We start from the raw sequence: 19,687 nt of genomic DNA on the forward strand, positions 1-19,687 counted from the left end.
CGTGAGCCTGATCTCAACCGCCATCCGCGCCGTCGAGCGCGCGCCGATCCCGGATACCGCCACGCGTTACGGCATCGGCGTCCTGGTCGGAAAGACGCGCCGGCGGCTAGCAAGGGCAGCTGCTATCGAGGAGAAACGCTTTGCCAGCGACATGGTGCGCTATTCCATCGCCGAACACACGGTGGCCGCTAACGAGCAGCACTATGAACTTCCGCCCGAATTCTTTGCGCTGACGCTCGGCCCCAACCGCAAATATTCCTGCTGCCTCTACCTGAGCGGAAGCGAGAGCTTGGCCGAGGCCGAGATTGCCGCGCTGGAGCAGACCGTCGAGCATGCCGAACTTCGCGACGGGCAGTCCATTCTCGAGCTGGGCTGCGGCTGGGGCTCGCTGACGCTTTTCATGGCGCAGCGCTTTCCGGCGGCCCGTATCGTCGCGGTATCCAATTCCGCGCCGCAGCGCCTGTACATCGAGGGCGAAGCTTCTGCGCGTGGCCTGAGCAACGTCAAAGTCATAACTGCCGACATGAACGCCTTCGAGCCACAAGGCCGGTTCGACCGGGTGGTGTCGGTCGAGATGTTCGAGCATATGTCCAACTGGCGCAACCTGCTGGCGCGCATCCGCGGCTGGCTGGAACCGGAAGGCAGGCTATTTGTCCACGTCTTCAGCCACCGCCACAGTCCCTACCGTTTCGACCATCGCGATGAAGCGGACTGGATCGCGCAGCATTTCTTTACTGGCGGCATCATGCCGAGTCACGGGTTGATCGGGCATTTCCCTGACTGCTTCAACATCGAGCGCGACTGGCGGTGGAACGGCGTGCATTATGCGCGCACGGCGCGGCAATGGCTGGAGCGCTTCGACGAGAACCGTGGGCGCATCGACCAAATCCTCGCCGATGTCTACGGACCGGACGCAGCGCTATGGCTCCGGCGCTGGCGGCTGTTCTATCTAGCTACCGAAGGCCTGTTCGGCCATGCTGGCGGCAAGGAATGGGGCGTCAGCCACTATCTGCTGCGGCCGGCCGGCTGACATGGATGGCCTTCGGCGACTGTGGCGCCGTGTCGGCGCTTATGCGGCGCATGACGATCCTATGGCCAGCGCAGCCAACTGGGTCGCGCTGGTCTTCGCCTGGAACCAGCCGTTCTATCCACTGTATCTCTGGGCCGCTGTCGGAGCCGACAAGATCGCGCCGTCTTTTCTGACATTTCTATCGACGCCGTTCTTCCTCGCCGTTCCGGCCGTCGCAAAACGCCATCCGCTCGCCGCGCGAGTCATGCTGCCTCTGACGAGCGTTGCCAACGGCATTGTGAGCACCAAGGCGTTCGGTGTCGGCTCGGGCGTGGAGATCTTCCTGCTTCCATGCGCGCTGATCGGCGCCGCGCTGTTCAGGCCCTCGGAGCGGGCGATCGGGCTCGTTGTTATAGCGCTGAGCGCCGCGGCTCATTTCATCCCGACCCGCTTCTTCGGCGAGCCGCTGGCTAGCTTCACCGCGGCCGACAACGGCGCCATGGTCGGCCTCAATGCCGTGAGCGCCGCGACGCTGATCGTCTTCATCGGGCTGTTGTTGTCCGGTGTGATGGCCGCCTCGGAGCAGCGTGGGGATCAGGCACCGCGCAGGAAGTAGCGGGTCAGCAAGAACCCCACAGTGGCGGCTACCGCGCTGAGCAGTGAGCCCCAGCATATATCAGCCACCGTGATGATCGTCGGCCAGCCGCGGATCGTGGCTTGATTGGTCAAGTCGTAAGTGGCGTATGCGAAGAACCCATAGAGCGATCCATTGAGCGCGGCGGTTGTCCATTTTCCAGTCGAGAACGCCGGCGTGGTCGCGAAGAAGATGATCCCCGCGATGTAGATCAGGTAAAACAGTGCTGCGGGTGCAGGATTGAAGCTGTCGACGAGTGTGTCGCCGAGATACCTGCGGTAAAGGCGCTGCGACATGGTCATCAACCAAACCGCGTCGATGGCCAGGAATGTGATAAGGGTGGTCACGTAAGCCATGGCATATCGCATCACGAAGCCTTCCTGTCGCCGGTCGAAACTCTGGCCCCATCCTTTATGGACTGATAGACGATCAGTGCTCTGTCTCGTGCCGCGCCGTGGTCCACGACGGGCTTTGGGTAGGTCTTGCCGAGCTCGATGTTGTTGTCTTTCAGCAGCGCGGCGGGAGCTTCCCATGGCCGATGAATGTAGCGGTCGGGCAATGTGCCGATTTCCGGGATGTGGCGACGGACATATTCGCCCCGAGGGTCGAATTTTTCGCCCTGCAGGACGGGGTTGAAAATGCGAAAATAGGGTGCGGCATCGGCCCCGGATCCGGCCACCCACTGCCAGCTTGCCGGGTTGTTGGCGGCATCCGCGTCGACCAGCGTGTCCCAGAACCACTTTTCACCATGCCGCCAGTCGATCATCAGATCCTTGATGAGAAAGGACGCTACGATCATGCGCACGCGGTTGTGCATCCAACCCGTGTGCCACAACTCGCGCATGCCGGCATCAACGATAGGATAGCCCGTTAGGCCGCGCTGCCAACTCCGAAACATCCGCTTGTCTTCTCGCCACGGCATCGCATCGAATTCCGGCCGGAAGTTGCGTTTGGCAAGATCGGCATTGTGAAACAGCAGATGATAGGAGAACTCTCTCCAGCCGATCTCCGAGCGGAACTTCGTAGCGCCCGAATTCTTCGACCTGCGCAGGTGGGCCAAGATCTGATATGGCGTGATCTCCCCAAATGCCAGGTGCGGAGATAACCGAGATGTTGATAGCTGGCTCGGAAAGTCGCGCTGGCGCTCATAGTGAGCCAGACCAGACTCGATGAACTCGCGAAGCCTGGCATGCGCGCCTTCTTCTCCGGGTCTCCAGGTTTCGCGCAAACCATGTGCCCAGTCGGGATTGGTCGGCAGCAGCTCAAGCGCGTTCAAGTGCAGATTGTCCAGTTCCCCTCGCCATCCGTCGATCGATCCCGGAGGATCGATGGGATCGCGAACATGCGCCTTGTCCACCATCGCCCTCCAGAATGGAGTATAGACTTTGTAGAACCCGCCTGAACCGGTCTTGAGAAGCGAAGGTTCATGCAACAGCGCGCCGTCGAAGCTCTGCGCCGTCAGGCCTTTTCTGCGTAGCTCTGCCTTCAGTCCGGCATCGACCGCCACGTCTGCCGGGTCGTACCGCCGGTTCCAGAACACGCAATCGGCGCCGCTCGCGGCAATCGCCTTGGCGACAACCTCGCAGGTCGGTCCGCGGGTCAGGTAGAGGCCGGCGCCAGCGAGGCCAAGCCGATGGCCGAGAGCTGCGAGCGAATGATGTAGCCACCAGCGGCTGGCCGCACCCATAGCGCGGGTATCGTCGGCTTCTTCGTCGAGGACATAGAGCGCCACGACCGGAGCGCCGCGATCGGCCGCTGCTGCGAGCGCGGCGTTGTCATCGACGCGAAGATCGCGCCGGAACAACACAATGGTGGGCGCGTGGGCTTCTCCGCTCATTGCCTCTCGCCGGTCATTTCGCCGGCGTCCAGCGCACGTTTCTGCAAATCAGGCCCGCGGCTATGCAGCCCCGCGTGGTGAGGCCGCCACTCGTGATCTTCAACGTCATTGAGTAGGTGCTGTTTCGTTTCGGGTCGTAAGCTTTACCTGCCAACGTGCCCTGTGACGTCGGTTTCAGAGTCATGATCAGCTTGTCGCCGGGCTGCTCGCCCTTGCTGGTGTCGCGGATCCACAAATTGGTTGCGCACAATTGTTGTCCGCATGGCGCGATCGAGACCTTGGCATTGCCGTCGTCGCGCATCCATACGCCGCGGCTGTCCGAAAACGTATCGGCTTGGCCGGCCGATGCCACGAACATGGCACATAGGAATGCAATCGTACCTTGCATCGTCCCGTTCTCCGCTTGCTGCTAGCTCGGTATTTCTACGGCACGGGGGAAGATTTGGATCATCGCGGCTCAAAGCCGGGCTGCAGCAGCAAGCGACGGTGGCTAGCATCGTTTCTTTCAATTGGTTTGCTGCGCTCACCAAGCCACCTGCGGGGAGAGTGCATAGCTGAGGTCACTTTCATAGAAATCCGATGCGATGGCGTTCCATATCTCCGCCTTCGAGGGGAGTATTCGGTAAGGCTTGCGGGAGATATTCCGAGCAGACGAGCGATGTCGGCGACTGTCGTTTTCGAGGGGCCATAGATGCGAAAAGCCGCCGTGCCGGCGTGCATGATCGACAATTCGCATCGGCTAGACGATCATTGCTCGCATGCTGGAAACAGTCATCGTTTCAATCTCAAGGGTATCCTCGGATCACCAATTCGCCCGTAGCCACGCGCGACGATCAGTAGGAAATCTGCCCGTCCCGTATCTGACCCGTGTCCGAGGAGAGCTCCCGTTTCAAGATCTCGCGAGCCTTCGGGCTGATGACTGCGGCTGGAGCAGCCACGGCCACCCGCGCCGCCGAACCGGCAATACCGACGGCCGTCACCCCGATCTTATCAGCGTACGACATCTCTTCTCCGGCTAGGCTTTGTCCTGCAAGCCGCCGCCCAAGAAGGTGCACGATCCCGGGTGTGTCGGCGAACGCGGTGTGGCCCAGCGGATCGCCGGGAGTGATGTCGCTGGTGTCGATAACCGAAACGCCAAGCTCTTCGAGCACTGAACCGTAGGGTCTGAGATCGGCTCCACCGACGCGGCTAACTCCCCCCGAAAGCAGTCGGGAGACTTGCAGGGCCTTGTCATTGGTCGACGTGAAGATCGTGAAATGCGGACGGGTCGCGCCCATTTCGATGAACTGACGGCGAAACACGTCGATATCGATGTCCGGCGATGCGAAAACCACGTTCCTGACTGTCGTCGGAATAGCATGGTCGCGCATGGCGACATCGCGCAGCGCCTCGGCCGTCAGCCATGCGACGCCCGGTGCGGTACTACTTCTGCTCGCCGGTGTGCTGGGAGGATGCCAAGGCAAACACCCCTTGGAGGATCCTCGCACATGGTTGGGGTCCGTCCTGGCCGCCTGTCAAGGTCACCACTAACGCTTGCTTTCCCAAGTCATCGAGTCGCGCCAGCGTGCGAGCACTTAAGGCGATATGAGTGGTGGCCATCGGCGGGGGGTGAGCTTCGCCGATACTGTGCACGGTGTTGAACCTGACAAACAGCTACACCGAAGGGCGGGAGAACATGAGCAACAAGCGTGACCGGATTGGATCGGCTCTATTTTGCCCTTTGCGGCGGCTCGCGGCAATTTACCCGTTTGCAGCTTTCAAGCGCATCGCCTTGCATGAAGATGCACTGGTGCTTGCCTCTTGTGCCATCTAGCGGACCATGACTAGAGGCATCTGATCCGCGTGGGTTGCTTGGAGCTTTTCAGGCCAAAGTCCCATGAATTGATGCGACCATCTTAATTCCTGCTTGGGCCAGAAACCTGCAGCGGAATCGGCTATCCTGATTGAGATAGTTCTAAATGAACAGGGCCACGATAATGCTCGGGACCTCGGACCTCGGGCCATGGCGCTTGCGAGGCGCAAGTTTCGAGTTGGCGCGTCAGGGTGGGGAACTGTTGCCAATGCATGGTGGGAAAGGCGTTACTGCTGGCAGAATTTCGCTCTTCGGTGGTTTTCGCATCGAAGCGGAAGCTGGCAGGGAGGTCCGGCTGACCGGGAAGCGAGGCGCCGCGATCCTGGCCTATCTCGCCCTCTGTCCCGGTATGGCGGCACCACGCGAGCGGCTGGCCGACCTCCTATGGGGCGACAGCGACAGCGCGCACTCGCGAAACAGCCTGCGGCAAACGCTCAGTGTGCTGCGCCGGGATCTGTCTCGATCGGGCATGGAAATCATTCAGTCCAACAAGGAAATGATTGGCATCAGGCCGAACGCAGTGTGGGTTGATGTAGGAGATTTCGAAGCCGGTCTCTCCGGCAGGTCCGCGTTGGAGCTTGAACACACGTTGGCACTCTGCACTGGGCCGTTTCTCGACGGCTTTTACCTTGGCAGCAATGCTTTCGACGATTGGGCGGCCTTGGAACGCGAAAGGCTGCTGAACCGTGCGCTCGGATCGCTGGAGAGGCTCGCCCGTCTTGTGGATCCTGAAAACGGGCTGGCCGTGGCCGATCGCGTGCTGGCCATGGAGCCGACGCGGGAGGAAGCATACCGGTTGAAAATGGAACTGCTTGTTGCCGGCGGCCAGCGAGACAAGGCGTTGCGAACCTTTGAGGCTTGCAGAAATGTCTTAAGGAAAGAGTTCGATGTTGATGTCAGCGCCGAGACGAGAGCGCTTTGGCAATCGCTGCTTTCCTCCACCCAGCAGCCACCAAATCCGCAGACCACCAATGGGGCGATCGTCGGTCCGCGGTCGGGCCGTCCATCCATCGCAGTGGCCGACTTGGTCAATCTGACGGGACTGCGTGGCGACGATTTCTTCGCGAAGGGTCTGGTTCACGATATCACCACCGCGCTTTCCGAAGTTGCCGACTATATCGTCATCTCGGCCCTCGGAAAGAGCGGCGACGAGCCGAGGGCGCCGGAGGGCTTGCGGGCGCGCTATACGCTCAAGGGCAGCGTCCAGAGGTCGGGAGATGAGCTGAGGGTGAACATCCAGCTTGTCGATTCCCCGGGTGGTCACAATGTCTGGGCTCAGAAATTCGACGGCCAATCGGAAAGCGCGCTCGAATTCCAGGACAGGATCGCGCAGGCGGTCGTGCTGGCGGTGAGCCTCGAGCTTCAATTGACCAACTGGAAGGTTCGCGACAAGAGCCCGCCCGGTCCTCCCGAAGTGCGCCGGTTGGTGAACGAAGCCCTGATGAAGTATTTCGAGATGACCCGGGACTCGCTTTTGGTCTCGAAGGATCTCGCGGAGAAGGCGCTATCGCTTGCGCCCGGCAACGTTCGCGCGAAACGGACGCTGTCGATCGCAATCACCATGGGGACTGCGTTCGGTGCTTTGCCTCGCGAGCAAGTGTATATCGGGTATGCGATCGAGCTTGCCGAGGAAGCGGTAAGGGCCGTGCCCGACGACGAAATTGCCCGCTGCATCCTGTCATTTGCTTACGAATGGGATGGGCGGATCGATGACGCGATCGTACAATGCCAGCACGCGATCAGCCTCAACCCGAGCTATCCCAGCGGCCACGGCGATATTTCGATGCTCTTCGCGCTGCGCGGACAGGTCAGCGAGGCAATGCGCGCGGCCAACGAGGCGATCCGGCTTGGAGCGCATGACGTCATCGACTTCTGGCGCCATCACGGCCTGGTCATGGCGTTGTTCGCCGGTGGAGACGATCGGCGGGCGCTCGAAGTCGCCCGCAAGGTGGTCAGGACAAAGCCGGGATTCGTGCGCGGAGCGCTTTTCTGGGCGGCCGCCGCTTCAGCGACAGGCAACAATGAAGAAGCATCACGAGCCATCCACCACTGCTTGTCACAACTCCCGCATCTCAACCTGGGCAATGTCTCTCCCGGGTTCATGCCGCGCTATGTGGGGGATAGCCATCACTCCCGGTTTCTTGAAATGCTGTCGAAAGCAGGCCTTCCCGGTTCCTGATTTTCCGATTCGGGCTTTGCGACGCGCGATGGCAACAATGCGAGACGTCTCCACGCAGGGCGGAAGCGGACTTTCGTGCAGGCCGTTTCTTCAGTCCCCAAAAGCGGGGCCATTTGCGGCTTCAGATTCCGAAAATAACGAAATCCTAACGCCAAAATAACGCTCGGCAAGCGCCCCGCCTTTGCTTTCAAGCGCAGTCGTAACGTTTAGCCATCTAGAAGGCTCCGAGGGCAGTGACTGCGGGGGGGACGATTTTGCATAGAAGATACCCGGAAGGCGGCCGTAAGCCGGCGGCCGCACAGTCATCGTCGGGCGCGGGTAGGAACAATTGGCCGGGGTGCGGCAGCTGCAGAGCGTTTGGCTTCGCGCCCGTTTCGCACCGCCCCCGTCCCGTACGGCGTATGCGCCGCACACTGCTTGGCGCTATCTCGATGGCCGCGCTAGGACTGTCGTTGTTGGCAGCGGATCCCGCGAATGCGTCTTCGTCTCAGTGGACCGGCGCCGCGTCGACCGACTGGTTCGACTCCGCCAACTGGTTGGGGGGCGTGCCGGATAGCTCGGCCAGCGCGGTTATCGACACCTCCGTGCCCAACGCTGCGACAGTCTCCGCCCCTGATGCAAAGGGATATGTCATCGTTGTCGGCAACAGCGGCGCTGGTTCGCTGACGATTCAGAACGGTGGCGCAGTGAGCGACACCTACGCGTACGTCGGCTATGGTGCTGGCTCGACGGGCACGGTCACCGTCGACGGAGCGGGCTCGACCTGGACCAGTCTCGGCATCCTTGCAGTCGGAGCCCTCGGCTCAGGCACGCTAACGGTCCAGAATGGGGGGCTTGTGGACGTTTTCGCGACCCTCGTAGCAGACCTTCCCGGTTCGGATGGAACGCTTAATATCGGGGCCGCGTCCGGTCAGACGGCGGCAGCGCCTGGCATGCTCAATACCACCTCGGTTATATTCGGGGACGGGTCCGGCAGCGTCGTTTTCAACCATACCGCTGAAAATTACGAGTTCGCGCCAGAGATCTCGGGCACGGGTGCGGTGATGGCCGAGGCCGGAACCACGATCCTCACCGGCGTCAGCGACTATACCGGTCCCACTATCGTCGACGGCGGCGAGTTGCGGATCGACGGCTCCACCGCCAGCGCCGCCACGGTCAACACTGGCGGAACGCTCAGCGGCGGCGGCTCCATCGGCAACTCCGTCACTATCGACACTGGCGGCACGCTCTCGGGTAGAAGCGGATCGACGTTGAAGATGGGCAGCCTGATGATGAATGCCGGCTCCAAACTCGACGCTGCGCTAGGGGCGCCAACGGCTACCCCCCTTTTTGACGTCTCCGGTGACCTGTCGTTTTATGGCGTTACTCTCAACATAACCGACGCTGGCGACTTTGGCGCGGGGGCCTATCGCCTGTTCGACTACGGTTCGACGCTCACGCTGGCCAACGGTGGGATCACGGTCGGAGCAACTCCCCCTGGCACGAGCAATTTCACGATCCAATATTTCATCGGCTCCAGGCAAATCAACCTGCTGTATCTGAATGGCGCTGAATTCAGTTTCTGGGATGGCGGCGATCCGGCGCTGCATCACAATGGCGCGGTCGATGGCGGCTCTGGCGTCTGGCGCGCCGACGGGAGCAACTGGACACAGGTCGATGGCGCGGTGAACGGGTCTTACAAGCCCAATCCGACCTTCGCGGTGTTCCAAAACGTCGGCGGCGTCGTGACCGTGGACGCCTCGGCCGGTGCAATCGCCGTGACGGGAATGCAGTTCGCCGCCGACGGCTATCGGGTGGAAGGCGATTCCATCGACCTGCAGGGGTCGGGCGGATCCACCACGATCCGGGTTGGCGACGGTATTGTGTCGGGCGCTTCCTACACCGCGACCATCGCTTCTGCGCTGACAGGCGGCAGCCAATTGGTGAAGAACGATTTCGGCACGCTGATCCTGACTGGGACGAGCAGCTATTCCGGAGACACCACCGTTGCCGCCGGCAAGCTCGTGGTCGACGGATCGATCGCCTCGGGCCTCACGAGGGTGAACAGTGGCGGGACACTGGGAGGTAGTGGCGCGGTCGGTGGGGCGACCATCGACAGTGGCGGCACGATCGCTCCCGGCAGCGGCGGGATCGGCACGTTGTCGGTACAAGGAAACTTAACAATGTCGGCAGGCTCGCATATGGCGGTCGATATCGATGGTATTGGGGCATCCGATCTAATCGCGGTCTCCGGCTCGGCCGACATCACCGACGCGGCGCTCGGTGTCTCGGCACTAGGCGTCAGGATGGGTCGCTACACGATCGTGACGACGGGCTCCGGCCTGGCCGGAACTTTCGGTTCCGTCACGGGGACCGTTTCGAGTTCCGCCTTCCTCGGGGTGACTGGCAGCTACGACACCTACAACGCCTATCTCGACGTGCAACTGACGCGCGACTTCGCGGATGCCGGCCTGACCCGCAACCAAAAGGCCGCGGCCGATGGCATTCAGAGCCTGGCGGGCGGCGATCCGCTCTTCACGGGCAATGCTCTCTACGACGCGATCCTCGCCTTGCCCACCGACGTCGCCGCCCGCAATGCCTTCGACCAACTCTCCGGCGAGGTCCATACCTCGGCAAAGACGGCGCTAGTCGAGGACAGCCAGTTCACTCGCGATGCCGCGGCTAACCGTATCCGTGCGGCTTTTGCGGCCGTCGGTGCTTCGCAGGCGCCGGTCCTGGCTTACGCGGATTCTGCCAACGTAGGGGGAGCGGGGGCCTTCGCGTCGCTCGATCCTGGCGCCACCGCGGCAATCGCCGTGCCGGCGACCACCGATCGCCTCGCCATATGGGGACAGGGCTTTGGCGGCTGGGGCAATACCGGCGATGACGGCAATGCCGCGCGCCTCTCGAATTCGACCGGCGGCTTCCTTTTCGGCGGCGACGCGTCCGTCTTGGATACGTGGCGGCTCGGGATGATGGCCGGCTACAGCCGCACCGAATTCCAGGTGAAGGACCGTTCCTCCTCTGGCGCGAGCGACAACTATCATCTCGGCCTCTATGGCGGCACAAGCTGGAATGCACCAGGGGGTGATCTCGGCTTCCGCGCCGGCATGTCCTATACTTGGCACGATGCCTCGACCAGCCGCTCGGTCGCCTTCCCCGACTTCAACGACAGCCTGAAGGCAGACTACCGCGCAGGGACGGCTCAGGCCTTTGGCGAACTCGGCTATGGCTTCCGCTCCGGCAATGTCGGCTTCGAGCCCTTCGCCAACCTTGCGTATGTGAACCTCCATACCGACGCGTTTACAGAGCAGGGCGGGGCGGCGGCGCTGCAAAGCGCGGCCACCAACACCGGCGTGACCTTCACCACGCTCGGCCTGCATGCCTCGACCGATTTCGCGCTGGGCGACACCTCCGCGACGCTTCGCGGCATGCTCGGCTGGCGGCATGCCGTCGGCGATACGACACCGCTTTCGACCTTTGCCCTTGCCGGCGGCGCACCCTTCGCGATTGCGGGCGCGCCCATCGCTCGCGATGCGGCGGTGGTGGAAGCCGGCCTCGCCTTGAACCTGACGCCTGCCGCGACCCTCGGCGTCTCCTATAGTGGCCAGTTCGGCTCGGGCCATTCTGATCAATCCCTGCGTGCCGACTTTAATTGGAAGTTCTAATCAGCGGCCCGAGGTACTGGCCCCGAAAAACTAAAGCAACTCAGGATGGCGCGACGATAACGTTAGTAAATACTAATTTTGTTGAACGACTCTAAGATGGAGAGGCCAGCGTGGCCGCAAGTCCGGTGCGCCTATCGGGGATTGGGGATGATCGGGGCTGTTAATGCGTGCGGCACTATGCAGGGATGGCGCGCGATCATGCTGGCTTGTGTCGCGTTCGCATCATTGACTTCCTTGTTTGTCCCCGCCTTTGCGGCGGCGGCGCCAAGCGTGACGATCGACCAGGCCGCCGGCCAGAGCGACCCAGCCACGTCAGGGCCGATCCTCTTCGACGTCGTCTTCAGCGAGGCCGTGACCGGCTTCACCACAGGCGATGTGGATCTGTCCTCCAGCACCGCCGGGGGCTCGCTAGCCGCCACCGTCACCGGATCGGGCAGCACATATACTCTCTCGGTCAGCGGCATGACGACCGGGGGAACTGTGGTCGCCTCCATCCCCGCCGGAGTGGCTGTCAATAGCGCCAGCATCGCCAACACCGCCTCGACCAGCACCGACAACACCGTTGCCTTCACGGGTCCGACTATCCCGCCGGTGGCCAACAACGTCTCTATCGCAGTGGCCTATGGCAGCACCAACAACCCGATTACCCTGAACATCACAGGCGGTGCAGCAGACAACGTTGCGGTCGCCACCGCCGCGGGCCATGGCCTTGCAATCGTCTCGGGGACGTCGATCACCTATACGCCAAACGCCGGCTACAGCGGGCCTGATAGCTTCACCTATACGGCGACCAACACCCACGGGACATCGGCGCCCGCCACGGTCACCATCAACGTGAGCCCCCCAACCATCACGATCTCGCCGGCCTCGCTGCCCGGCGCGATCGTCGGCACGGCGTATTCGCAGACATTGACGGCCAGCGGCGGCACAGGCCCCTATAACTTTTCCGTCAATGCCGGCTCCGTGCCCTTTGGCACCAGCTTCAGTTCCGATGGCCTGCTCTCCGGCACGCCAACCGTCGCCAGCACGTTCAATTTCACCGTCAGAGTGACCGATGCCTACGGTTTCACCGGCGCTCAGGCATATTCGGTGGTGGTAATTAGCCAGACGCCCACGACAACGACCCTCGTCTCCAGCCCGAACCCATCCAACGCAGGCGACCCTGTCACCTTTGTAGCCACGGTCTCGTCCCTGGGGAGCAGCCCGGCGCCGACCGGAACCGTCACCTTCTTCGTTGACGGCGCGGCCGCGGCCACCGTTCCGCTCGCCGGCAACACGGTAAGCCTCACCACCTCGGTGCTGACAGCCGGCACGCACCCGGTCGTGGCGAGCTACGGCGGCGACGCCAGCAATGCGGCCAGCACGTCGAATGCCGTCACCCTAGAGGTGCGGGCGCAGGGCTCGATCCTCATCCGACAGACGGTTGCGGGCGGAGACGGCTCCTTCGGCTTTTCATCACCCGAACCTAGCCTCAACTTCACCATCGAAACCAGCGGTGGCATCGGCGCCAGTCCAGCCGTCTCGCTGCAGGCGGGCGCCTATTCCGTCACTGCCGCCGACATGACCGGAGCCGGTTTCGCCCTTTCATCGATCAGTTGCAACGACGGCGACAGTAGCGGCAACCCTGCAAGCCGCAAGGCCACCATAAACCTTGCCGCCGGCGAAAGCGTAATCTGTACCTTCGCCAGCACCAATGCGCGGGAAAAAACCGCGGATATAATCGAGGAGTTCATGGCGACCCGCGCCGGGCTGATTCTCGAGAACCAGCCAGACATCCAGCGCCGGATAGACCGGCTGAACGGTGCTGCGGGCGGCGCCGACCCGCTCGGCAGCCTGCTCGCCTATCTATCAGGCATCACCGACAGCAGAGCGGTCAATATCTCGGGCAGCCTCGCCGCGATGCGACGGTTGGGAGAGGGAGCGGCTAACAATGTCTTCGACGTGTGGTTCGCCGGCACCTACAGTCGCTTCGACATCAACGATACCGACGGCAATTTCGGCATGGTCACCCTCGGCGCCGACTATCTACTCAACAGCAATCTCCTGATCGGCGCTTTCGTCGAACTCGACCGGACAGACGGCTTTACCTCCGCCGCCGGCGGCACGGCCGAAGGTACCGGCTGGCTGACCGGTCCCTATCTCACGGCGCGGCTGTCGGACAACCTCTATCTCGACCTACTTGCCGGCGCCGGAACCTCGTCGAACCGCGTCAGCCCGACGGGTACCTATACCGACGATTTCGACGCGACCCGCTGGCTGTTCAGCGCCACCCTGCAGGGCAAATGGCAATATGACGATTGGACCTTCTCGCCACGGGCGCGCTTCTCCTATTTCGAGGAGACCTCCCACGCCTATGTCGACAGCCTGAGCGTGCCGATTCCGTCCGTCGCTACAGGTCTGGGCCAGATCGCCTTCGGTCCTGGCGTCTCATACCGGTATGTCACCGACCAGGGCATCGCGCTTGATTTCGGTCTGCGCCTCGACGGCATCTTCAAAATCGGCGACACCTCAGCGGACGGTGGCGGCGATTTCCACGGTCGCGCGGAGGCGAGCGTGGATGCCAGCATGCCCTGTGGCGCGCGACTCCGGCTGTCCGTCGCCCAAGGCGGGATCGGCGGCAACAGCGCGGACTATCTCAGCGGCCGCCTGAGGGTCTCCACCCCGCTCAACTGAACCGAAGGGCGCGGCAATCGCAACCTATCTCCGGGAGGGGCCCTTCATGTTCAGCGGAATTATCGGCGTTATCAGAATGGCACTTCCCAACCAACTCCGGCGAGGGGGACCGTTCCAGCGGTCCAGGCGTGGTCGACAAACGCAGCACTTCGCCCCCCGATGTCTTGAAAATATCGGCAGCGGCATCGGTGATGCCTTCCACATCCTGGCGCATGGCAGGCAAATGGGCGGTGATTCGGTAAGCTTGCGCCCTGCCGGGGACAGTTCGGCCTTTGTTACCCCGGTCTACACGACTTCCGAGTATCGGCGCATATCAGACTCCGGGGCCACGATCAAAAAACCTGACGACTGCCGAAGGTCCATTTCAGTGGCTCGGCCCCGCAACCAATTTTATCATAAATCAATAACCGTGCCGGTCTGACCAGGGTGGTTTTTGCGCTTTAGGTACCGTCAAAACACGGCCGGCCTAAGCCTTGGTGTTCCGTTTGGCGGGAGCTTTTTCGGCAGACGTTGCCGCCGGCTTTCGGCCAAGCCCCATCCATTTGGCCAATTGCGATCGTGAAGCTGAGCTGGGCGCCACCATCGGGTAGCCCGACTTCAAGCCCTACTTCTCACGATACTCATCTGGCGTAAGGCCGTAGTACACGCCAAGATGGCGCTACAGCGATTTGAACTTTTTGCCGTCTTCGAGGCAGATGATATAATCTGGGAACACTGATCGCTTCGGATTGACTGCGGGAATCAGGGCTGGCGTCTCGCGTTCGGGTAGCCCTCCGAGTTTAGAATGCGAGGAATTCACGCTTTCGATAAGCGCCGGAAGTGACGCATCGGCACCGCGTTTTTGCTTACGTATGCGGACACGATGTGCGCCGTGAGCTCGATCACTTGGCTTCGGCCGTTCTCAATCTTTTCAGACATGCAATAGCTCCCCGCGATACCCGAACTCTCTTAGCCGGTTTCACCAACAAGGCTACGATTTTTTGTCACAACCCTCGTCTCGACCGCCGTTTGTCCACGGGCGTCCAGTCTGCTTTGAGTCGGGGATTGAGCGGCACGGTGAAGGGCCGCAAATTCTCGCGCGCTCCCCTCGCGCGTAGACGCCAAGTTCTGGCCTCTTTAGGCCCACGGGCGGTGGCCCACAGGCCGATCCTCCGGATCGTAGAGCTTTACGATCTCAGGCTAGTGCTCTCGAGAACCTGTCTCGTTGAGCAGGGTTGCAAGCCCTGTAATGATTTGCTGCATGACGAACGGCTTTTGAATCATGAGGCTGTTGGGTACCCCCATTGAAGCCCAGTCTACCGCCCTGTCGCCGCTCATGTAGATGACAGGGAGAACTGGGCTGACCTCTCTGAGGTGTTTCGCCACTTCCCAGCCGTCAGGACCAGCCCCAAGTCTGATATCTGTTACAACGGCGATGACATGCTGCGGATCAGCATCGAACGTCTGAATAGCTTGGGCGCCATTGCGGGCGGCAATCACAACGAAGCCCGCTTCTTCAAGCGCATCCTCAATGTCGAGCAGGATCAGGGCCTCGTCCTCGACAACCAGCACAGCGCCCAACTTCATTGTGAATGCCCCTATCCCCTAGGGCTATCGAACTCGCGAGGACACCAAATGGTTCCATCGTCAACATCATTTGTTAAGAGTGGGCGATTTTTATATACTTAGCCGTGGAAGCGGCCTATTGTGCTTTATCGCTGACCACTAATGTTGGACGTCAGCGGCTGAGAGACAGCTACGTGCTCCCGTCTGTACAGACCGGAGTTCGCTGTTGAACCATCATTTCAAGGTCATCCGTGAGATCGTGGTTCGCCGGTCGTCAAACAGCGTCGAACACGCGCAGCTAGTTGCCGGGTCGAGAGAATGCATTGCTCGCTCCAGGTTTTTGCTGGTCGCCACAAGGCGGCAGATCGACACGCCTGGACGGCCCGACCAGGCTTGGCTTCCGTTCTTCGCGGAGGCTGTCAATGGCGCCGCCAGGTAGAAACCCTTCGAATGCCCCAACCGTCGCTCGGCTCGTACAGGAAACCGGTATTACCGAGTCCCAAGCCTGGGAGCTTATCGCTCTGCTCGGTCCGAACTGGTCGTCGCTAATCCGCGAAGCTAGGGCGCACCTTGGGGACCGAAAGCCGCTCGGCCCGGACGCGTTCGGACTGCCGCCGCAATTCCTTTGACGCTTCAATCTGAAGTCTTGCCTCGGCAATGACCCTTCGGCTTTCCAGGCGCGCCAGTCGTGCCTGGATAATGACGGTAGCGATACGATCCTCCGGAGCGCTCCTGTCGCCCCCGCTCATGGCCGACCTCCACATCCTGATGCCCTTCAATACGGATTAGAACGCCGGAGGGATCACCACATTGATTTTGATGAGACTGATGCTCAACTCGGCGCTTGGCCGAGGCAGTGCTAGCGCCCGCCAAGCGCAACTTTGGTCGTTCCGCTCGCCAACAAGCTGGCCCGGATCGCCTGGGCGGTGACGGCACTTTCGTTCATGGCGGCGATCGACGATCCGTCGTGCTTCCGCCGCTCGCGCGACATTGCGGCCCACTTGTGCCTGACCGAGTCCGTCTTCGTGGAGCGACATTGTAGTTGCCAATGATCGGGGACGGGAGCGCCCCGGGGTCGGCCTCGGAGCACTCCGTCGCGTCAAGCCTCTGGGCGGTTCGCCGACCGGCCAGTCGGTGATGCGGAGGGCTAAGGCGGCAACGTCATCCTCACCGACGAGAATGGCGATGTCGCGTTTTGCTACCGTTGGTGTTCCTTTGTTTCAATGACCTCACGTCAATCGCGATCGATGCAATTGCACACGATTCATCCTCAGTATCCTGTAAATCATCGGCCGATGTTGGTTCCTGAAGGAAAGGCCGGAGATCGGTGGCTGGTCCACGAGACAAATCATCGAAATTCCCTACCTCGATCGGCTTCGGCACGACATCACTGCTCTATTGGAGTGTCGGGACATCGAGGTGTTTCAACTTATCCGGATTTCGCATGGCATAAATGGCGACGATCTTTCCATCTTCGATTTGCAGAGCGGTCGCCTGCACAACGTCGTTTTCTTGCGTAACGAAGCCTGGAAGGCCGTTGATGATGCCATAGTTCAAAACAAGCGAGAGCCTAATCTTGGCGAGCCCATGGTAGAAGCGAAGCACGCTTTTTGCTCCGGCAAGAGGTTTCGTGGTTGCTCGAACCTTGCCTCCACCATCTACATACACGGTCACATCTTCGGCCAGCAATTCCTGCAATTGATCCATGTTGCCAGCGCGGGACGCCCGATAAAAGGCCTCTGCGATCTCCAATCCGTGTTTAGGATCCAAGGGAAAACGCGGCCTAGCAATACGGATATTGCTCCGCGCGCGCTTCGCGAGTTGACCGCAAGCAGTTTTATTGCGTCCTATGGCCTTGGCAACTTCGTCGAATCCAATGTCGAAAGCATCATGGAGTATGAAAGCAGCTCTCTTGAGCGGCGACAAGCGTTCGAGTGCAATCATCAACGGCAGCGTGAAATCATCTTCCGCGTCCACTTCGAGGGAATTCGCCTCGGTTGCGATGATAGGCTCGGGGAGCCAAGTGCCGACGTATACCTCCCGCCGGCGTCGTGCTGACTTTAGGGTATTGAGGGAAAGCCGCGTGACGATTTGACGGAGATATGCTTCTGGTTCACGAACGGTAGATTGATCAACGTTCAACCAGCGCACAAAGGCTTCTTGCACGACATCTTCGGCGTCCGCAACCGCGCCGAGCAGGCGATACGAGATACGACGCAGCTTCGGTCGAAGGACGTCGAATACTCTAGCGGAATCGGCGACAGATTGATCACCTAAGCAGTTTCTACCCGCTGCATGGATCGGACGCGATAGCGATGCCATTTGGTCAACCGGCTTCATACATGACCTCCTCGGTAATTTTGAGGTACGGACAAGATAGCTCCCTCAAATGTGAGATAAGCGTCCGGAAAGAGCGAAAGGGAGCGGCACCGTTGGGGAAGACGACAAGCTGGATACTTCAAGCGGCTTTATGCTATTGAATTCCGAAAGCCGCTTGCTCTTGGAAGTTTGCCTCGGACGATTCTCGATGGTCGCCGGACGAAACCAAACGACGCTCATCGCCCGTGAAATCGGCAGCCTCCTCGCGGTGGCGACGTAAGACCAGCCGTGGCAGGCGAGGTGCTGGTCCCAGCGGAGCTGCTAACCATTTTACCACCTACGTGTCACAGGCCGCAGTGCTGGATTGTCTCTGTCAAGCAAGGAGGCGAGGTCGCCTCCGGGGCAGAAGGAGACGACTATGACAAAACAGGTGTTGATCTTAGGCGGCGGCAACGCCGGCGCGTACGCCGCGCTTGGCGCCGCGCGCGCACGTGGGCAAAGCCAAGATGCTATTGAGCAAGCGATAGTGCGCTCGACTGCGGAAGAGCGTCGCCTTACAGCTTTGCGGAGCGCACTCGTTCCCCTCAGGAACTCAGAGCGAAACGATATCATGAGCGGCGCGAAAAAGTGCGTCGCGGCATCTAGGCGCCTTCTCCTCGAAACCCAAAGCAGATTGATATGCCGGGCCGGCCGACACATCCCGTGCTGATAGACGGCTAAGGCTGGTGAATCTGTAAAATAATACAATCGCCAAGTTGCTTCCGTCTTTTCGGCGCACGTCTCAAGCTCCATCGGTTCTTGGAAGTGCCTTGTCGGCCGCTCTGAATGCAATCTCCACTGCGATTCCTTCCGGCCCAGCGCGCCAATCGACGCCTCCCTCGCCGCGGAACGCGCTTTCCAACAGACGGGTGCCAGCTCCTTGTCTTTTCAAGGGCGGCACGGGAGGACCGCCCTTTTCCAGCCAATGCATCTGGATGAGCTCGTCGCGGCGTTCCCAACTGACGTTTACCTGGCCAGCATTGGTTGCAAGCGCTCCGTACTTAGCGGCGTTGGTGGCAAGCTCATGGAGGACGAGTCCGAGCATCAGCGTGATATCAGGATCGGCGGTAGCATCTGGACCCTCGTAGATCAAACGGTCGTTGCCATAGGTCGCCGCCAATGCCTCAAGAAGTCCTCGTATAGAGATACCGCCGGCCTGCCTTGCCACATCGGCATGAGAGGCGGACAGCGCTTTCAGGCGCTCGGAAAAGACGCTCAGAAATTCTTCCTTCGAACTGCAATGGTTGGCGGACAAACGCGCAATCGATTGCACGAGTTGGAACAAGTTAGCGACCCGGTGGCGCATCTCACCCGCGACGAGCGAGGCTCGTTCTTCCGCGTCCTGGAGCGCAAGCAACAATGCGTGGGTCAGGTGGATTGCTCCTATCATGAGCCCACCGAACGCCAGGAAAGCTCCGACCGCCACCAATGTACCCACGCCCCAGAGCGGCGAGGCGACGGGGGCGAGCCAGAGCGAGCCTCCGGCAAGCACGCCTAAGACGAGGGTGATGAGGCCGGCAAGCGAGCCGCCGAGGAGGGCTGCAATCAGAATTGCAGGATAGAAGGTGAGGAAGGCGAGTCCGCTTACCCACGGTGACAGACACGAGCGGACCAGGAACGCGACAGCGAAGGCCATCAGGCCTGTGACCAGCGAGCGGGTGATGGAAACCTGGCCGCGCGGGAGATACGCGAAGGCAAATTCCCGAAGCGCTGCATTGAGCGTCATGGGTTCCTCGCGTCGCGGCCCCACCCCCAGCACAGGATCAATGTTGCCGAGCGGCGGGCGGCGGTCAAGGCCGAGGATCGACGAGGATCGAAAAGACCGTGACCTTTCGTGCGTGGGCGACCTTGCCAAGCTCGCGAGCCGGCTTAGCTTAGTTAAGCTATGTCTTATTTTATTGCTTGGCGGTGGGGATGCGAGCAGCGGAGACGGATCGAACAACTGGCCGGCAG

At 61.0% G+C, this 19,687-nt stretch carries 12 protein-coding genes and 2 pseudogenes; 6 read left to right on the top strand and 8 right to left on the bottom strand.

Annotated elements, in window-relative coordinates; all coding sequences use genetic code 11:
* The first annotated feature begins 1 nt into the window (after position 1).
* A complete protein-coding gene (locus tag MJ8_RS14640; RefSeq protein ID WP_201415024.1) occupies positions 2–1,030 on the top strand; it encodes an SAM-dependent methyltransferase in 1,029 nt (342 codons plus the stop codon).
* A gap of 61 nt (positions 1,031–1,091) precedes the next feature.
* Positions 1,092–1,625, top strand: coding sequence for a hypothetical protein (locus MJ8_RS14645; RefSeq protein ID WP_225248261.1), 534 nt, complete (start codon positions 1,092–1,094; stop codon positions 1,623–1,625).
* Here the strand turns inward: MJ8_RS14645 and MJ8_RS14650 are convergent.
* The 4 genes and pseudogenes from MJ8_RS14650 to MJ8_RS14670 all read right to left on the bottom strand — a co-directional run.
* Positions 1,604–2,014, bottom strand: coding sequence for a DUF2177 family protein (locus MJ8_RS14650; protein WP_225248262.1), 411 nt, complete (start codon positions 2,012–2,014; stop codon positions 1,604–1,606). The genes MJ8_RS14645 and MJ8_RS14650 overlap by 22 nt on opposite strands.
* Positions 2,011–3,480 carry a cryptochrome/photolyase family protein gene (locus MJ8_RS14655; RefSeq protein ID WP_201415026.1) on the bottom strand — a complete coding sequence of 490 codons (1,470 nt, stop codon included), beginning with the start codon at positions 3,478–3,480 and terminating at the stop codon, positions 2,011–2,013. Before MJ8_RS14655 ends, MJ8_RS14650 begins: the two co-directional genes overlap by 4 nt.
* 13 nt (positions 3,481–3,493) lie before the next feature.
* Entirely contained in the window at positions 3,494–3,868 is a 375-nt protein-coding gene (locus MJ8_RS14660) for a DUF2147 domain-containing protein (RefSeq protein WP_201415027.1), read from the bottom strand.
* A gap of 445 nt (positions 3,869–4,313) precedes the next feature.
* Positions 4,314–4,883, bottom strand: a pseudogene (locus tag MJ8_RS14670) (alpha/beta hydrolase); the annotation flags it as partial.
* Positions 4,884–5,155: 272 nt separating this feature from the next.
* Here MJ8_RS14670 and MJ8_RS14675 point away from each other — a divergent pair.
* The 4 genes from MJ8_RS14675 (at position 5,156) to MJ8_RS14690 (ending at position 13,831) form a co-directional block, all read left to right on the top strand.
* A complete protein-coding gene (locus tag MJ8_RS14675; protein WP_201415029.1) occupies positions 5,156–5,293 on the top strand; it encodes a hypothetical protein in 138 nt (45 codons plus the stop codon).
* Positions 5,294–5,540: 247 nt separating this feature from the next.
* Positions 5,541–7,511, top strand: coding sequence for a BTAD domain-containing putative transcriptional regulator (locus MJ8_RS14680; RefSeq protein ID WP_201415030.1), 1,971 nt, complete (start codon positions 5,541–5,543; stop codon positions 7,509–7,511).
* 455 nt (positions 7,512–7,966) lie between these two features.
* Positions 7,967–11,158, top strand: a complete 3,192-nt coding sequence (locus MJ8_RS14685; protein ID WP_201415031.1) for an autotransporter domain-containing protein — start codon at positions 7,967–7,969, stop codon at positions 11,156–11,158.
* A 147-nt stretch (positions 11,159–11,305) separates the two neighbouring features.
* Positions 11,306–13,831, top strand: coding sequence for an Ig-like domain repeat protein (locus MJ8_RS14690; RefSeq protein WP_201415032.1), 2,526 nt, complete (start codon positions 11,306–11,308; stop codon positions 13,829–13,831).
* A 466-nt stretch (positions 13,832–14,297) separates the two neighbouring features.
* Here MJ8_RS14690 and MJ8_RS14695 read toward each other — a convergent pair.
* The 4 genes and pseudogenes from MJ8_RS14695 to MJ8_RS14710 form a co-directional block, all read right to left on the bottom strand.
* Positions 14,298–14,749, bottom strand: a pseudogene (locus MJ8_RS14695) (MucR family transcriptional regulator).
* A gap of 261 nt (positions 14,750–15,010) precedes the next feature.
* Positions 15,011–15,397, bottom strand: a complete 387-nt coding sequence (locus MJ8_RS14700) for a response regulator (RefSeq protein ID WP_201415033.1) — start codon at positions 15,395–15,397, stop codon at positions 15,011–15,013.
* 1,374 nt (positions 15,398–16,771) lie between these two features.
* Positions 16,772–17,698: a sigma-70 family RNA polymerase sigma factor gene (locus MJ8_RS14705; RefSeq protein ID WP_201415440.1), complete on the bottom strand. Its 927-nt coding sequence runs from the start codon at positions 17,696–17,698 to the stop codon at positions 16,772–16,774.
* A 778-nt stretch (positions 17,699–18,476) separates the two neighbouring features.
* Positions 18,477–19,460, bottom strand: a complete 984-nt coding sequence (locus MJ8_RS14710) for a sensor histidine kinase (RefSeq protein ID WP_201415034.1) — start codon at positions 19,458–19,460, stop codon at positions 18,477–18,479.
* Between the last annotated feature and the right edge of the window lie 227 nt (positions 19,461–19,687).

The sequence above is a fragment of the Mesorhizobium sp. J8 genome, assembly GCF_016591715.1.
In the GTDB taxonomy this organism is placed as follows: domain Bacteria; phylum Pseudomonadota; class Alphaproteobacteria; order Rhizobiales; family Rhizobiaceae; genus Mesorhizobium.

What these genes read in the sequence shown, in the direction of transcription:
- MJ8_RS14645 (WP_225248261.1), top strand. Translation starts at nt 1,092, where the DNA reads ATGGCCAGCGCAGCCAACTGGGTCGCGCTGGTCTTCGCCTGGAACCAG.
- MJ8_RS14655 (WP_201415026.1), bottom strand. Translation starts at nt 3,480, where the DNA reads ATGAGCGGAGAAGCCCACGCGCCCACCATTGTGTTGTTCCGGCGCGAT.
- MJ8_RS14660 (WP_201415027.1), bottom strand. Translation starts at nt 3,868, where the DNA reads ATGCAAGGTACGATTGCATTCCTATGTGCCATGTTCGTGGCATCGGCC.
- MJ8_RS14675 (WP_201415029.1), top strand. Translation starts at nt 5,156, where the DNA reads ATGAGCAACAAGCGTGACCGGATTGGATCGGCTCTATTTTGCCCTTTG.
- MJ8_RS14680 (WP_201415030.1), top strand. Translation starts at nt 5,541, where the DNA reads ATGCATGGTGGGAAAGGCGTTACTGCTGGCAGAATTTCGCTCTTCGGT.
- MJ8_RS14690 (WP_201415032.1), top strand. Translation starts at nt 11,306, where the DNA reads ATGATCGGGGCTGTTAATGCGTGCGGCACTATGCAGGGATGGCGCGCG.
- MJ8_RS14700 (WP_201415033.1), bottom strand. Translation starts at nt 15,397, where the DNA reads ATGAAGTTGGGCGCTGTGCTGGTTGTCGAGGACGAGGCCCTGATCCTG.
- MJ8_RS14705 (WP_201415440.1), bottom strand. Translation starts at nt 17,698, where the DNA reads ATGGCATCGCTATCGCGTCCGATCCATGCAGCGGGTAGAAACTGCTTA.
- MJ8_RS14710 (WP_201415034.1), bottom strand. Translation starts at nt 19,460, where the DNA reads ATGACGCTCAATGCAGCGCTTCGGGAATTTGCCTTCGCGTATCTCCCG.